Annotated in this window: 10 protein-coding genes; 6 read left to right on the top strand and 4 right to left on the bottom strand. The window is 51.3% G+C overall.

Going from position 1 to position 15,792, the window contains the following annotated elements; all coding sequences use genetic code 11:
* Positions 1 to 165: 165 nt before the first annotated feature.
* Positions 166 to 3,558: a two-component regulator propeller domain-containing protein gene (locus PLD04_14945; protein ID HXK69625.1), complete on the bottom strand. Its 3,393-nt coding sequence runs from the start codon at positions 3,556 to 3,558 to the stop codon at positions 166 to 168.
* Positions 3,559 to 4,296: 738 nt separating this feature from the next.
* Here PLD04_14945 and PLD04_14950 point away from each other — a divergent pair.
* The gene (locus tag PLD04_14950) at positions 4,297 to 4,866 is read left to right on the top strand and encodes a plasmid pRiA4b ORF-3 family protein (protein ID HXK69626.1); all 570 of its coding nucleotides are present in this window, start codon (positions 4,297 to 4,299) and stop codon (positions 4,864 to 4,866) included.
* A 249-nt stretch (positions 4,867 to 5,115) separates the two neighbouring features.
* Here PLD04_14950 and PLD04_14955 read toward each other — a convergent pair whose 3' ends face one another.
* Both PLD04_14955 and PLD04_14960 read right to left on the bottom strand, forming a co-directional pair.
* Positions 5,116 to 6,105: a virulence protein RhuM/Fic/DOC family protein gene (locus tag PLD04_14955; protein HXK69627.1), complete on the bottom strand. Its 990-nt coding sequence runs from the start codon at positions 6,103 to 6,105 to the stop codon at positions 5,116 to 5,118.
* Complete coding sequence (locus tag PLD04_14960) at positions 6,093 to 10,628, bottom strand: hypothetical protein (protein ID HXK69628.1); 4,536 nt, start codon at positions 10,626 to 10,628, stop codon at positions 6,093 to 6,095. The genes PLD04_14955 and PLD04_14960 overlap by 13 nt, the downstream gene beginning before the upstream one ends.
* Before the next feature lie 172 nt (positions 10,629 to 10,800).
* On the opposite strand from PLD04_14960, the gene PLD04_14965 reads away from it, so the two are divergent.
* A complete protein-coding gene (locus PLD04_14965; protein ID HXK69629.1) occupies positions 10,801 to 11,061 on the top strand; it encodes a hypothetical protein in 261 nt (86 codons plus the stop codon).
* Complete coding sequence (locus tag PLD04_14970; protein ID HXK69630.1) at positions 11,058 to 11,405, top strand: type II toxin-antitoxin system PemK/MazF family toxin; 348 nt, start codon at positions 11,058 to 11,060, stop codon at positions 11,403 to 11,405. The genes PLD04_14965 and PLD04_14970 overlap by 4 nt, the downstream gene beginning before the upstream one ends.
* Positions 11,406 to 11,837: 432 nt before the next feature.
* Here PLD04_14970 and PLD04_14975 read toward each other — a convergent pair whose 3' ends face one another.
* Entirely contained in the window at positions 11,838 to 12,833 is a 996-nt protein-coding gene (locus PLD04_14975; GenBank protein HXK69631.1) for a GSU2403 family nucleotidyltransferase fold protein, read from the bottom strand.
* A gap of 431 nt (positions 12,834 to 13,264) precedes the next feature.
* On the opposite strand from PLD04_14975, the gene PLD04_14980 reads away from it, so the two are divergent.
* The 3 genes from PLD04_14980 to PLD04_14990 all read left to right on the top strand — a co-directional run bounded on the left by PLD04_14980 (position 13,265) and on the right by PLD04_14990 (position 15,752).
* Positions 13,265 to 14,515, top strand: coding sequence for a hypothetical protein (locus PLD04_14980; protein HXK69632.1), 1,251 nt, complete (start codon positions 13,265 to 13,267; stop codon positions 14,513 to 14,515).
* Positions 14,515 to 15,267 (top strand): hypothetical protein, encoded by a 753-nt coding sequence (locus PLD04_14985; protein HXK69633.1) that lies wholly within the window; start codon positions 14,515 to 14,517, stop codon positions 15,265 to 15,267. The genes PLD04_14980 and PLD04_14985 overlap by 1 nt, the downstream gene beginning before the upstream one ends.
* A gap of 155 nt (positions 15,268 to 15,422) precedes the next feature.
* A complete protein-coding gene (locus PLD04_14990) occupies positions 15,423 to 15,752 on the top strand; it encodes a hypothetical protein (GenBank protein ID HXK69634.1) in 330 nt (109 codons plus the stop codon).
* Positions 15,753 to 15,792: the final 40 nt, after the last annotated feature.

Here is a 15,792-nt window from a genome sequence, read left to right on the forward strand (position 1 = left end):
CATATCGTCACTCACCGTCACAAAAACCGTGACGGAGAGTATCAATTCGGCACGCAAGTTACGTTCCGTAACTTACAGCCTCGGACATATCGTCACTCACCGTCACAAAAACCGTGATGGAGAGTATCAATTCGGCACGCAAGTTACGTTCCGTAACTTACAGCCTCATTGATTAGTTGCCTCCAGGACGATGAGGGTGATGTCGTCTTCCTGGGGGGCGGTACCCCGCCACTCTGCTCCCCGGTCAAAGAGATGCTGAATGATAGCCCCGGGGGATTGGGCCGCCACTTCCTGAAAGTAGGTCTGGCATCGGTGCAGGTCCAGCATCTCTTCCTCTGTGTTTTCCATCTCCGCCAGGCCGTCGGTCATGAGCAGGAGCTTGTCGCCGGGTTCCAGCTGGATCTCCCGGTGGTCGCGTTTATGGTCGAGTTCCCTGTCCACCCCGAGGAACATGCCCTTCAGTTCAATCATGTGGACCGTTCCTGCCGCTGCGCGATAGTGAAACACGGGGGGCATGGCGGCGGATGAGATCGACACTTTGTGGTCTTTCATCTTTACCAGGGTCAGGGCCATCCACATGCTCTGGAGGTTCATGTTGTTGATAATCGTGTTGCAGCGAGCAAAGAAGACGGCTATGTCGGGCTCGTTGTAGAGCGTGCTGAAGAGGCCCTTCATGATGGCGACCATGATTCCCGCCTGCATTCCATGGCCCGTGGCATCCCCGAGGGCGATCGTGAGCGTGCCGTCTTTCCCCACGTGGAAATCGTAGTAGTCGCCTCCCACTTCCGTGGCCGGTTTCATGGAGACCGCGATGGAGTAGCGGGGGTCCCGGGGAACTGTGTCCGGAAGCATGGAGCGCTGTAGCTGTCGGGCCCCCTCCAGTTCGAGGGTCTTGCGCTCATTTTCCACGCGGAGAACCTTGGCCTCGGCCTCCTTGGTCCTGGCCTTCAGCTCGGACACGTGGAGCCGTGTCTTTTCGCGCTCCCTCATCTTCACGAACCGGATCACTGCGTAGGCCAGGAGCGCACCCGTCAGCAGGTACAGCAGGTAGGCCCATGTCGTCTGCCACCAGGGCGGTAGGATCGTGATCTTGAGAGTATCGCCGTCCATGTTCCACACGCCGTCGTTGTTGGATCCCCGGACCCGGAAGTAGTAGGTACCCGGGTCCAGGTTGGTGTAGTGGGCGTAGCGGTAAGACGCATCGGCCTGGATCCAGTCATCGTTGAATCCTTCCAGCATGTAGGCGTAGCGGTTTTTTTCCGGCGTCGTGTAGTTGAGCGCGACAAATCCGATGGAAAAGATATTGTCCCGGTGCGTGAGCGTAATCTCTTCCAGCTCTGTGACCGGTCGGGGCAGATAGTCGTGCGGCTCCCCGTTCGTGGTGGATCGTGCCAGCTGAAAGCTTGTGATGTAGACCGGCGGCACGAAGGGATTATCCTGGATGGTGGTCGGATCGAAATAGTCGATGCCGTTGATGCCGCCGAAGAACATGTAGCCGCTTCTGGACAGCATGTAGGCTCCGCCGTTGTACTCCTTGCTCAGGAGGCCGTCGGCCATGCCGAAATTCTTGAAGGTCTCCTTTTCGGGGTCAAACCGGGAAAGCCCGTTGTTGGTGCTGATCCAGAGGTAGCCCTTGCTGTCTTCCAGGACGCCGTAGACGACTTCATTCGCCAGGCCGTCCTCTTCAAGGTAGTAGGTGAAGGTCTCATCTTCGGGATTGAATTTGTTGATGCCTCCGCCGCCTGTTCCCACCCAGAGGGTGCCCCGGGAATCCTGAAAGATGGTGAGGACCACATTGTGGCTCAGGCTTTTAGGGTTGTTCGGGTCATGGGTATAGTGGGTAAAGCGGCCGCTCTCCCGGTTGTATCGGTCCAGCCCGGCGGAAAAGGTCCCGAACCATAGAACGCCGTTCCTGTCCTCGTAGATCTTGTAGATGAAGTTGTCGTTGATGGTGTCCGCATCCGCCGGGTCATGCATGAAGTGCGTAAACACAGGCGGATCGACCGACTTCAGCTGGTTCACCCCTCCGGTTCGCGTGGCAATCCATAGCGTCCCCTGGCTGTCCTCGAAGATGTCGTAGATCCGGTCACTCGAGATACTGGATGGGTCAACGGGGTTGTGGCTGAGATGGGTGAAGGTGCCCCGCTTTCGGTCGAAGCGTTCCAGGCCGCCGGTGTCGGTTCCAATCCAGAGGTTTCCCCGGGAATCCTCAAAGATCTTTCGGATGTAGTCATCGCTCAGGCTTGCGGGGACCTCCGGGTTGTGAACGAAGTGATCGAAACGCTTTTGCCTTGTGTCGTATCGGTTCAGACCGCCCTCCCGTGTCCCCACCCAGAAGGTGTCTTCCCGGTCCTGCAGCATCGCCCAGACGGAGTTGTTGCTCAGGCTGCGCTCATTGTTGGGGTCATTCGCGAAGTGATAAAACTTAATGTATCGCGGGTCAAGCTTGTTGATCCCCCCCATTTCGGTCCCGATCCAGAGTGTACCTTCCCGATCCATGAGGAGGGAAAAGACATAGTTGTTGTTCAGGCTGTCAGGATTGGATGGATCCCTTTTGTATGCCGTGAATATGCCCGTTGCGGGGTCCAGCCGGTTCAGCCCGCCGCCCTCCGTGCCGATCCAGAGATTTCCCTCCGGATCGTCGATGATGCACAGCACCCGGTTGTGGCTCAGGCTGGTCGGATCCCCGGGCCGGTTTTGGTAGCAGGTAAAGTTCGGGTTTGCGAGATCTTCACGATCGGCCTTCAGCATGCAGATGCCGCCGTCACGGGTCCCGATCCAGAGGTTCATTGCTTTGTCTTCGTGAATGGTCCAGATTTCGTTCGAGCTGAGGCTGGTCGGGTTGGTCGGGTCATGCAGAAGGTTGATGAATTCGGGGGCAGGGGAGTCCATCTGGTCCGGCGCGAGGATGCTGAGCCCGCCCGTGCGGGTCCCGATCCAGAGAAACCCGGCATGGTCCAGGCACAGGCTCAGCACGTTGTCCTGCACCAGCGACCCGGGGCGATCCGGGTCGTGGCGGTACCGGGTGAAAGTCTCGGTCTCGGGATCGAAGCGGTTCAGCCCGCCGCCATCGGTTCCCAGCCACAGCGCTCCGGTCGGATCTTCCAGGATCGTCCACACGTAGTCGTTGCTGAGCGTGGCGGGATTGTCCGGATCGGCATGGTAGCGCGTAAACTTGCCGGTGCTTCGATCCAGGCGGTTCAATCCTCCGCCGTTGGTGCCGATCCAGATATTGCCGCTGGAGTCCTCGTGCAGGCAGCGGATGAAGTTACTGCTGATCGTGGACAGATCCCCCGGGTCGGGCCGGTATACGACGAAGCTGTATCCATCGTACATGTTGAGGCCGTCTTCCGTTCCGAACCACATGAATCCCCTGGAGTCCTTGAGGAGGGCTCGCGCGGTGGTCTGCGACAGCCCTTCATCCAGGGAAATGTGCTCGAACTTTACCTCCGTGGCGTATACGCATTCTCCCCCGTGAACGGTCAGGGGAAACGCCAGCATGCTTAGAGCACAGAGAAGATACAGCCTGGATACCCGAACCTTCAAGTAGATCGCCATCTGATACCTATAACTACGCAAATGGCGAAAAGTTGTTTCCTGACTCCTTGACTTCCCGGGGGAACTTATCTGGGTGGGACTTGGTCAAGGGATTTTGTAGTGTTTTGTCATCGCGAGAATGGCCCACGTAGTCGCATCTTACGATGCGATCTCTATGAAAACGGTGTTTCCTTTTTATCTCATATTTAATAACTTACAAAATAAAAAATAGGGACTGTCCCTATTTTATGACATGATATTGCATTGGATACTACCGTCACGATCAAGACTTTGGGCACCCTCAGGATCTTCGATCCTTCGAGTATCCATTCGGTTAGCCGAGAGATTCTGTAGATTAATGTAGTAGATACCCTCAAAATCTAACGATTTTTCGAGTACCCATTCGACTAACCAAGATGCTTCGCAAACATCTCGGGTCTCATAGGCATCTCGGACCTCATAGATATCAATTCGGCACCTGGCTTACCTTCTGTAAGTCAGAGCCTCGGACATATCGTCACTCACCGTCACAAAAACCGTGACGGAGAGTATCAATTCGGCACCTGACTTACCTTCTGTAAGTCAGAGCCTCATTGAGACTGCTTCGTCGTTGTACGCCTCGCAGTGACAGGGCGAAACAATCTCCCGTAGAGAAAAAAAACGGTCGAAGTATTACATGGAGCACAATAGGGGTTGACCTTTGACGAATGGGGTTTCGAGGAATAGAATTGAATAAGATATTCGGAAAGGATGGTACATATGAATATTCCCTGCTATCTTCTGAAAATCTCAATGATGGGAATTTCTCCTGAAATCTGGAGAAGGTTTGTTGTTCCGGCCAATATTGCCCTGGACCGTCTCCACGATGTCATTCAGATTGTCATGGGGTGGACGGATACTCATCTCTATGTGTTTATGCATGGAGATGAAAAATATACGGAAGATCCGGAGGATCCCATGGATGATAATGATGCAGCCGAGTATTCATTGAAGGAGGTGCTTAAAAAGAAAGGGGATTCCTTTGTGTACATGTACGATTTTGGAGATGGGTGGGAGCATCTCATTACGGTCGAATCCTCCGATTATGAACCGGAAAAGTTTATACGACCCTTCGTCTGCCTTGATGGTGCAAGGTCCTGTCCGCCGGAGGATGTGGGGGGGCCTTATCGTTATGATGAATTTTTATCGGCCTACAGGGATCCTTCTCATCCGGATCATGCGTGGTACAGGGAGTACCTGGGGGATGATTTTGATAGCGAATTATTCAACGTGGATGAAGTGAACAGGGAACTGGCGAAGTATCTTCGTTGGTTAAGGAGTAGTGTCTGAGAGAGATAGGGATATTTATTCGTCCAATGTGCAGTGTAAATGCATAATAGACGATAGGCTGGCAGGGGTAGGGTGTTTGCTGGCATTTGACCGGCATAATAACTGAATTTCCAATATCCAATACGGCGCACCTGTCGTATGTTGCTAAAGGGGGGGACGTGCTTGATGAATGGCGGATTCGTTGTCAGTTTATCCTACAAAAAGATGAAAAAGGGGGTTTTGTAGGGTAACGGCGGAATGATTGGGTTGTTACTTTCCTGCTATTAAATTGGTCAGCATCACCGTGATGACTTCTTTTTCCTTTGGCCTGCTTTCTGCGATCATCAGGGTCATGGCTACTAATGCATTGTCAGCAATACGTCGGTTACCTGTTTTATCATGGATCAGGTTATTCTTTTCTGCAAATCGAAGGAAGACTGCGGCTGCAATTCTCTTGTTCCCGTCGACAAAGCTGTGGTTTTTCACCAGGAAGTAAAGGAGGTTTGCGGCTTTTTCTTCTATGGAAGGATATAAGTCTTTGCCTCCGTAACTTTGCATTATTGCGCTCAGTGAGCTTTTAAGGCTGGCATCTTTCTCCTTACCAAAGAGTGAAGATGCATGATATTTACTCTTCATTTGGTCAATGAGCTGAATGACTTCCTCGTATGTGATTGATTTTGCTTTGCGACGGGAGACTTTTCGGACAGAAACTCGCTGATGATCATAATCATCGAGTAATTCAAGTGCATAGGAATACTCAGATACAGTCTGGAGAAGTGCCGATATTTCATCAGTAGAAAGTGCTTTTCTTTTTGAAATATCCGCGGCAAGCCTTAAGGTCTGATTCAGTTGCTTTAATCGCCTCTTGTTTTCACTATACCCCTCGACAATGTGCTGTTTCAGGACGTTAGTTGCCCAGATCCGGAACTCGGTTCCACGTTGGGATTTCACTCGATATCCCGTTGAAATAACAACGTCCAGGCTATAAAAAGTTACGGGCTTATCTGACCCTGCAATATGCATTTTTTGCATATTGCTTTCCTGTATTAATTCCTTTTCTTTAAACACGTTACGGACATGTCTGGAAATAACAGACTGATCTCTCCCCAATAACTCACACATCTGCGCTTGAGTCAGCCATACTGTTTCCTTATCCAATTGGACATCCATGTTTACGGATCCATCATCACTTTTATAGAAGGCAATTTCTGTTTTTTTCTGTTTCATTTTCTGTCTTTCTTTATGTTCTATGGGGTGCATTCTCCGGTGTCCTGGGGGCCGGGGAGGCAGGCGTTGTCGGAGACGGGGCGTTCGTCGTCCGCCGTGTTTTTGCCGTAGGAGCCTTCCTGGAATCCATTACCGGAGACGACAAGGAAGTACTGGCCGGCAAAGAGGTTCAGGTCGGCATCGCTCAGGGGCAGGGAGAAGGTAGTCCCTGCCTGTCCGCATACCAGTGGTGTGTCATGGCCGTATCCTCCGGCCAGGGAGGTGATATCCCCGGTGTAGAGGGAGTACCCGGAGGAGTCGCAACCCCCTCCTGGTCCGTTCCAGGAGAAGTCCAGGTCGGTGCCGTTCTTTGCCAGGGTGAAGGAGCCATCGTTTGCCGATTCACCCGGAGGGCCGTAGGCGTCGCAGAGGTAGCAATGGGGAGCGATCCGGATGTTGACGTTATCAATGAGGGCGTACCAGTCCCAGGCTGTCGCCACGTAGTGAAACCGGATCTTCGTGTCGGCTGACCCCGCGAAGGCGGAGATGTCCAGGCTTACCTCTTCCCCCGGGCCGAAGGGGGAGTGGCTTTCGTTCCAGGAGAGGATGTTGGTCCAATCTGTGCCGCCGTTTGTAGAGATGTCAACGTGGAAGTAGTCGATGGCCCGGGCTTCAAGGTCACGGTAGGCTGCAGTAAAGTTGAGTGTGGCACTGGCGCCACCTGGAATGTATATTGCCGGAGTGATCAGCTCCGTGTCCATTCCATCTCCACACCAGTCGCTGTCCGCGTCGGCAGCATGGTTGACCAGGGCGATGTCCCGGCCGATAAAGGTACTTTTGCTGGCTCCTGCAAGGACAGGTTTTGCGGGATTTGTGATGTCGAAGATGAGCAGCCCCAGGCTTGTGTCGGCTACATAGACCAGCTGATTGAAAACCTTGACCCGCCTTGCCTGCTCCGCCGTTGTAGTGAACCCCACTTCCACCGGCGCAGAGGGGGTTGAGATGTCGATGACCCGAAGACCGCCATCGTGGGCTGCCACATAGGCATAGTTACCGGATATGGCGACATCCCAGATCGTTCCGGGGAGGTCGATGTGGCCCACTTCGACAGGGATGTTAATGGTGCTGATATCAATGATCCGGAGACTGGTGAAGTCGGCTACATAAACATAGTCGCCCTCCACCGCGAGATCCCAGGCGGCTACCGGGGTAGCCAGGGAACTAACGAAGGTCGGAGCGGCCGGAGTGGATATGTTGAGGATCTGGAGGGTCACGCCGTCGGCCACGAAGGCGTAGTTCCCCTGAATGGCTACGCCTGTGCTGTTTCCGGGCGTATCATAAAATCCGGCGCCGGTGGGGCTGGCCGGTATGGAAATGTTAATGACGCGCAGACCGCTGTACTGTGCGGGGATGTAAGCGTAGTTTCCTTTGATAGCCACGTCGAATCCGCTGGTAGGGAGTATAAACAAGCCGATCTGGGCTGGGTCTCTGGACGAGATATCGTACACACGGAAATAATTAAGGCCCACGGTATAGGCGTAGTTGCCGGAGACGGCGATCCCATAAAGAACATTGGAGCTTTCCGTGTAGAGATTGATCGGATCTGAGGGTATGGAGACATCCAGGAGCCGCAGTCCGTCACTGGATTCCGCGACGTAGGCGTATCCGGGATGGCTACCCGAGTAAGTGGGCCGGCCGGTTGTCCTCGTGCTTTCCCACTGGCATGTGCCCGTATGGTCGACGATCTGCCAGCCTTCCGGGGGCCACGCATCAAAGGGCTCACGGAAGATGTATCCGCTGTCCCGTCCTATCGGAAATTGAAAAGGAATGTCCCAGGTACCTTCATCAGCTGTGAGGGACAGGGTGAAATCGATGGTTGAAGTGCAGGGGGTCAGTTCAGATATGTCGAACGTGAACGGGGTGATATTCAAGCTTTCCATTCCGGCCAGGAGATCGTAAAAGGCGGAATTATCTATCGTGATCATGATATTGGAGTTTGTCGTGGCCAACGTTCCGGTGAGATTGGTCACGTCAAATGCCCCGGGATTGGATAGGAGTACCTGGAGAGTGATGGATTCTCCCGGGTCGGCAATATCGTTGCCGTTTCCTGTGCCTGCGACCGTACAGGTGTCCTGCCAGAGGGAATATGAATACTCTACCACCGGAACACCTGTGGTGAAGGATCGTTTGGCGCTCTGGCGCGTGCCGCAGTTGTTCGAGGCCACGACGTACCAGGTATAGGTGGTCGAGGAATCCAGGCCAGAGAGCTCCAGGTATGTGTTCGTGATGTTGTCCTGGTAGAGGGGTATGGGGGAGCTGGTTCCCAGGTAGACGGAATATGAGGTCATCCAGGCGGAGGGTTCCCAGTCCAGGACGACATCGTTGGGCTGGTCTGTTGCTCCGTCATCGGGAGACACAAGATCAAACGAGCCGGGAAGGGGTGTGGTTGAAAAGGATTGAATCGCCGGAGCCTGGCTCCCGCATCCGTTCTCAGCCATGACGTTCCAGTAGTATGTGGTTCCCGGCACAAGGGTCACGGGATAGTCCGACCAGGGATAGTCGGATTCGATAATTCCGGGCGGGGTAACGGTATCAAGGTAGATGTTGTAGCCAAGAGCCTGGGTACTGTCGGTCCAGTCCAGGGTGAGGCTGCAGGCCTGGTTGAAAGAGATGTCCGGTGGGGTGGTCAGGCTGAAGCTGCCCGGAGGATTGGAACAGCAGTCCGTAAGGGAATAGATCACTAAACCATCCTGCTCGTTGGCCGCGTAAGCGTAGAAACCGTCGATAAAGATGCCTTCGGTGTCTCCGTTGGAGGTATTACTGCCTGCCGATACGGGTGCCGCGGGATTGGACATATCTACGATGTGCAGTCCGCCGGCCGTGGGGTGAAGAGAGCCCAGGAATGCATAATTGCCCGACACGGTCAGATGGTTAATCGCTCCGCCCGGATCAAAGAACCCGACTTCGAAGGGGCTGGCCGGATTGGAAACGTCCACGATGCGCAGGGCGTCATAGAAGGCAGCGACGTAGGCAGTATTTCCATGCGCCACCACATCCATGGCAAGGTCGGGGGTGGGAAAGTACCCCAGGTATACCGGTGATATGGGTGTGGAGATGTCGTAGATCAGCATGCCTGCAGATTGAGCCGCAATGTAGAGACGGGTCTCCCAGATGGATACCCCCCGGACATCGTCCGCAGTCGATATGGAATTGATTTCTACAGGGCTGGCAGGATTCGATATATTGATGATTCGAACGCCCTGAGAGCCGTCAGCCACATAGGCGTAGTCTCCTATAAGCGCCACGTCCCAGGCCTGGCCCGGGGTGTCGCGGGTTCCGATGATCACCGGTGCCGTTGGAGTAGAAATGTCAACGATCCTCAGGCCGCTCGTGCTTCCGGCAACATAGGCCAGGTCATCCCGGATCGTCAGACCCAGGCTTCCGAATGTGGGATCGACGACCGCGACTTCCCTGGGATCGGACCGGTCGGTGACATCCATCACGCGCAATCCTGCGTTCGCGTCTGCAACGTAGGCGTAATTTCCCTTCACATGGACACCGTAGGCATTCCAGGCGGGTGAGGTGGAGGAGACCGGGGTGGGGGATGAGGGGGTCGATACATCCAGGACCAAGAGGCCACCCATGTAATCGGCCACGTAGGCGTAACCTCCTGATACCACGGTGTCCATGGCATAGCCCGAGGTATGGTAATTTCCTACCTCGATGGGATTGGCGGGATTGGATATGTTCACAGCTCGAAAATAGCCGTAATCCGCAATATAGGCATAGGAACCCACAACATCCAGGCCATTTGGCGTTCCTGGAGTGTCCATGAGACCTACCTGGGTTGGACTGGAAGGAGTGGAGACATCCACGATACGAAAACCGCTGTTGGAGCACACAACGTAGGCATAATCCCCGATGACTTTCACGTCACCATCCTTGTCAGGAGAAGGAGAGAAGGCAACTTCGGACGGGGCGGACGGAGTCCTGATATCGATAACCCGAAGGCCCGAAGTCCAGTCTGCAACATAGGCGTAATTGCCGGAGATCGAGACCGCAACCGCATTGCCCGGTGTGTCGATGATGCCCACCTGAACGGGGGCGGAAGGCGCCGCTATATTCACGACACGGAGACCGCTGGAGTAAGAGGCCACGTAAGCATGGGTACCCCATACCACGACATCCTGGACTGGATCGGGGAGCGGGAGAACGCCCACTTCTGTCGGGGAGGATGGGTTTGAGATGTTAATGATACGTAATCCTCCGTACCGGTTAGCGATGTAGGCGTAGTCATGGGCCACGTAGATCCGATTCACAATATCCGGCAGGGCGAGATGTCCGACTTCCACTGGATGGGCCGGGTCACTGATGTCCGCAATGACGAGATTCAATCCGCTGCCGTAGTAAAGGTACGTGGAATTCACTGTGGCGGTAAGAACATTTCCGCGCGGGTAACGGCCTAGCAATTCGGGACATTGGGAATAGGTTATGCAGGATAGGAGGAGCAGGCCGACGAAAAGAAAGATAATGCGCGAATTACCCAACAAGTGTGGATCGCCATTCATGCGGATCATTGAATTTCCCCCCTGGGTCATGTGGGTTTATGGTAGCACAAATGGGTCGGAGGGTTTAATGAGTTAAAGAGTATTATGGGTTTAAAAAATAATCCTTTCCTTCACTTAGTGGATTGCCGGGGATTGTTTATGGTAACATAATATGATATAAAAAATATCATAGGAGTATGATATGGTATCGGGTGCCAAAAAGATGATGCATGTGCCGCTTCCCCTGGATGTGTACGATCACCTTCGTAGAATGGCGAAGGAAACCAGAATTCCTGCGACCACGCTGGCGCGAAAGGCAATTCGTGAGTGGTTACAACAGCGGGAAAAGGCCAGAGTTTACCAGGATATCCATCAATATGCTGTGGCAGAGTCCGGGGGTGAGTACGAATTCGATGATGATTTGGCCGAAGCTTCCCTTGAAGATGTAAAGGGCGAGTCGTGAGGAGGGGAGATCTTTACTGGACTGACTTGATCCCCAGGTCCGGATCCAAGCAAAAAGGGCGACGTCCGGTCATTCTTGTTTCTCATAACGCCTTTACGTCGGTTCCAACCTGGCAATCTGTCATTGTCGTTCCCCTGACCACATCGTCGAAGGCCAGGATCGGCCCTACCGCGATAGCTCTTTCCCGGGGGGCAGGTGGTTTGAAACAAGACAGTGTTGCCTTGTGTCATCAGGTTACGACGCTGGATCGTGGCCGCCTTGTAGAGCGGATGGGTCAGATCGAAAAAGATGATTTACGGAGAATCGAGGCCGGGCTTATCGTTGCGTTGGATTTAGAAAATTAAAGAATTTATCCGCCTTCGCTATCCGCCGCCCAATCTTTAAAGCTATGGCGGGACAAGATGGATTTGATGGGTAGACGGATCCACGGCCTGCCCTCTGTAGTATTCCCTGGGGGATGATTTTGATAGTGAAGTATTCAACGTGGATAAAGTGAACGAGGAAATGACGAAGTATCTGCGGTGGTCCAGGGGACGTGGTTGAGAGGAATAAGGATTATTTGCATCGTCCAATATGCATTATCAATGCAAAATAGACGATTGGTGGGCAGGGGGTAGGGTGTTTGCTGGCATCTGACAGGCTGGGTAATTGAATATCTGATATTCAATATGCACGCCTGTCGTTCGTTGGTTAAAGGGGGGAAAGTGCTTGGTGAATGGCGGATTCGCTTTCAGGTTACCCTACAAAATGGTGAAAAAGGGATTATTGTAGGGTAATTATTCCATGAGCTTTCTGAGAGGAATTATTTTGTCCTGTTCGGAAGGAAAGCGTTTCATTGCTACTAAAAGTGATTTATGTATTGCGCTTTTCCATCGTTTCGGTACATCGTTCCATCTCTGGGCAAGCAGGGCTCTCTGTTCTTCATTTCCCAGGACATATCCGCCCACGAGAATTGCCTGCCGAAGGTCTTTTTCTGATTTTCCCTTGTTTCTTCTCCGTGGAGAGATGAGCAGCTTATGAAACAAAAAAGAGATGGGGGAGGGTAGCCTGACTTTAATTCCCTGACTTACACTAATAATTAGTGGATTATCGAGCAGCATATCCATAAATCGCAGAGTCTGGGGAGTAATAGAAAGTGCGTCAATGCGAGCAGGTTTTTGACCACCACGACCTCTTTCAGGTGCTAGAAATTCAATCCGCATACCATGGCCTGTAAAAAATGTCGATCCGTCTGAGTTAAAGTCTTGCCGGAATCCAAGGTTCTTTAGGGGCAATGCCAGGTCTATATTTTTCCCCTTATAAGGATAGGGGATGAGAAAATCAAGGTCCTCAGTCTTCACAGGGTATAGATCGATATTCAGATATCGCTGGTAGAAGAGAAAGCACCAGCTTCCAATCAGTTCGACACCTTCCTCCCATAACCCAATATCTGTCATTGTGCGGAGAATGCTATGGATTGGTTCAGTCAGAGAGGCATGGGCGGCGGGTTTCTCTTGAAGCAATGCCAGAGCTTTTCGAATTTCCTTTAACTCTTTTTCCAGGTTTTTCCGTTCCGCTAATTGTTGTCTGACCTTTTCCGGTACGTACTTGCCCAGATATTCATCGACGACCTTTGCTCCCTTTCTGTACTGAAGGTAATAATAATGGTCGCTATTAACTTTTTTCTTCCGAATTCGCCCCTTGGGGAGGCTGACCAGAAGAGAGATAATTTTCTTTTCCTCGTTTTTATAGAAATCACGGGATTCATCCAGCATGTTTTTCAAATCATCCATGGTGTAATTTTACCCTACAATATGTTAAATGTGAATAGATTGTAGGGTAAGCGGGCGTGGTGCTCTGGAATTAGATAAAAAGAAGTAGCCCCTGACCTTATTAGGCTCGACCACCTCCATGTTCGTTTTAATCAGAGCTCGTTTTTTTATTGTGGTTTGAACTTATCTTGGTTTTGAAAACACAATTTATTAAATCCACAAAATTCATGAAATCCTAAATTTATCAACCGTCCCGACCTTGCAGAATCTACACTTTCTGACTAGATCTGCCTGATTTATCAATCACGGAAAGGATTTTCATCGGATCGAATATTTTCCCTGTTCATGGTGATATTTTCGTCCCCGATTTCAAAACCCCTACTTTTGGAGGATAGACATCCCGTTTTAGATATGTTCAGGTAAAAACTTCAATGCTTTGATTGGAGGCTAGAATGAGGCACTTAGGAATCTTTTTACTTTTTCTGAGCCTGTGTACCGTCCTCACTGCCGGTACCCCGCTCTTTGGCCCGGAATCTTTTACTCGAGAATCGGGAGGTCCCACGGAATTTGTGGCCACCTTTCCCGCCTGCACCACGGACGGTCCGCTGACTTTATCCGTCATCAATGGGGACAGCTCAGGCAAGAATCGTGTCTCCTCCGCCCATATCTGGCTGAACGATACCGAAGTCCTCTCCCCTTCCGATCTGAATCAGCAGACCGACTCGGTCGTCAAACCCCTGGAGACCATCGCACCGATGAACACCCTTCGGGTACAGCTCACGGCGGGTCCAGGCGGTACGCTTATGATTGAGATCACCACGGGGGCCTCCTGCGGGTTACAGATTGAGATCATTTCGCCGGGGGATCTAGCCTATCTGACCAGCAAGATCGTGAACCTGGAAGGGACGGTCGTTTCGGAGGATCCCCAGTTTATTGTCTTTATCAACCAGGCCCCTGGTGTGATCATCGATCCCAACCACGCCGGGACATCGGAAGACCCTTACCTCTGGTACGCTAAGAGGATGGTGTACTCCGACCGCAATACCTTTGAGGCCAAGGTCGCGACATCGACGGGGGAAGAGGATACGGACACCATCACCGTCATTCCCTTCCCTTCCGGTCCTCTGTTCTACTTCGGCGTTCAGGAACCCGACTTTATTACCGGGATGCGCGTGGATTACATCTTCGAAGCCGGGATTGCCAGCATCAACCAGGTTCAGATCGACTATGACGGAGATGGCGAACCGGAGGAGACGCTCACGGAGATGCCGGATGAAATCAACTATATCTTTGATACACCGGGAATTTATTTCTCAACGTTGACGGTCCGGACGCTCTCCGGGCAGACCTATACCGATACGGCTACGGTAATCGTACAATCTCGGGACGAATTCGAGGCACTCCTTCAGCAGAGGTGGAACGACTTTCGAGCGGCGCTTCAGTCGGAGAATTTTGAGCTCATTAAATCTTTTTACGGGGAATCGACCTGGATGCGGCACGAGCCCGCACTTCGGGCCCTGCAGGCCAGTGGACGATTCCAGGAGGCAGTGAGTCAAATGACCGATATTGAACTTGTTTCACGATGGGTGGATGGAATTGCCGAGTGCCTCATGATCCGGGAAGACGAAACCGGCGTAAACCGGGGCCATTATGTCTCCTTCGCCCGTTCCCCCTATGGGCAATGGTACGTGGTGGATTTCTGATGGGATTACATCCAATTCAGAAAATCAGGAGCCTGCCGAAGGCCGTCAAATGGATGGTCGCCATCCTGGCCTTCCTCTTTGTTCTCTCCAATCTTTATCATTGGTACAAAGTGTGGGGACTCCCCCTCTTCTACTTCATTCCGGAACACAGCTTTAAAGTCGTGGATGCGGGCACTGGGGAGCCCATTGAAGGTGTAGCGGCCGTGGAGATCTATGAAATGAGTCCGATATATGATACCAGTGAAGGGTTTATGTTTGTATTACCAATATTGGATCCATGGCTCCAATTGGTTAAAAGAAGTAATTACACCTCATCGCTTCGGGTATGCATCCGCGAGGGTGTCAGCGATAAAGATGGACTAGTTGAAATTCCACCAATAGGACCTATCAGAAGAAGGCGAGTCTTCGCATTTAATAATAACAATCCTTATATGATAATTTATAAGACTGATTATATTCCAAAATATATTTATAATGACTTCCAATTCCCAGCCAACTCACAACCATTCAAGTTTGTACCATCATGGAGCTCAGGTATCTATTCTATAGATGCTTTTTACAATATAAATGATGAAGGTACTAAGTGTGACAAATATCTGAAGTCAATTAAAGTTGCCAAGATGCATATTTATGAAAACAACCACCATACATTTAGAAATAAAAAGGCTTATATATTGCATAATGCAAAACATTTTCATTCTATGATTAATTCTTCTATAGAAAATACAAAGAAGGGATGTGTAAAAAAATGAAGTATAAAATTGTTATCACATTAATGATTTATTCAAGTTTATTATTTTCATATGACGATGATGTTCATAACAAAATATCAAACTAAAGTATTTTACATTCATTCTACTTTGAACCTGCACTAAATGCCATCAAAATAGATAAATATGGATATATTATGGACGGTGATGTTATGGAATTAATTGAAACAGGCTCTGATGAAGAAGATGGATGGCGTGGAAAGCTGACTTTGGGTTATGACCCAAACGGTAATCCCAATGAAGACATCCGAAGAAGTTTCAACCATTTCTATGATCCAATCCATTTCATTCCACTCCAGGATCCATGTGTTACTTTTGATTGGATTGATCTACCCGACCCCATTCAAGCACATTTCTGGGCAATGCATGGAAGTTCTCAGCTCGAGAACATTTATGATTGGGATCATGCAAAAGAATACTATTATTCCGCCTTAACTTCCTCATATTCCTACTTTAGGGTCTGCTGAAAAAGTCTACGATCGACCTTATCCCACTGGTAATTATAGG

The sequence above is a fragment of the Thermoanaerobaculia bacterium genome, from assembly GCA_035593605.1.
Classification (GTDB): domain Bacteria; phylum Acidobacteriota; class Thermoanaerobaculia; order UBA2201; family DAOSWS01; genus DAOSWS01.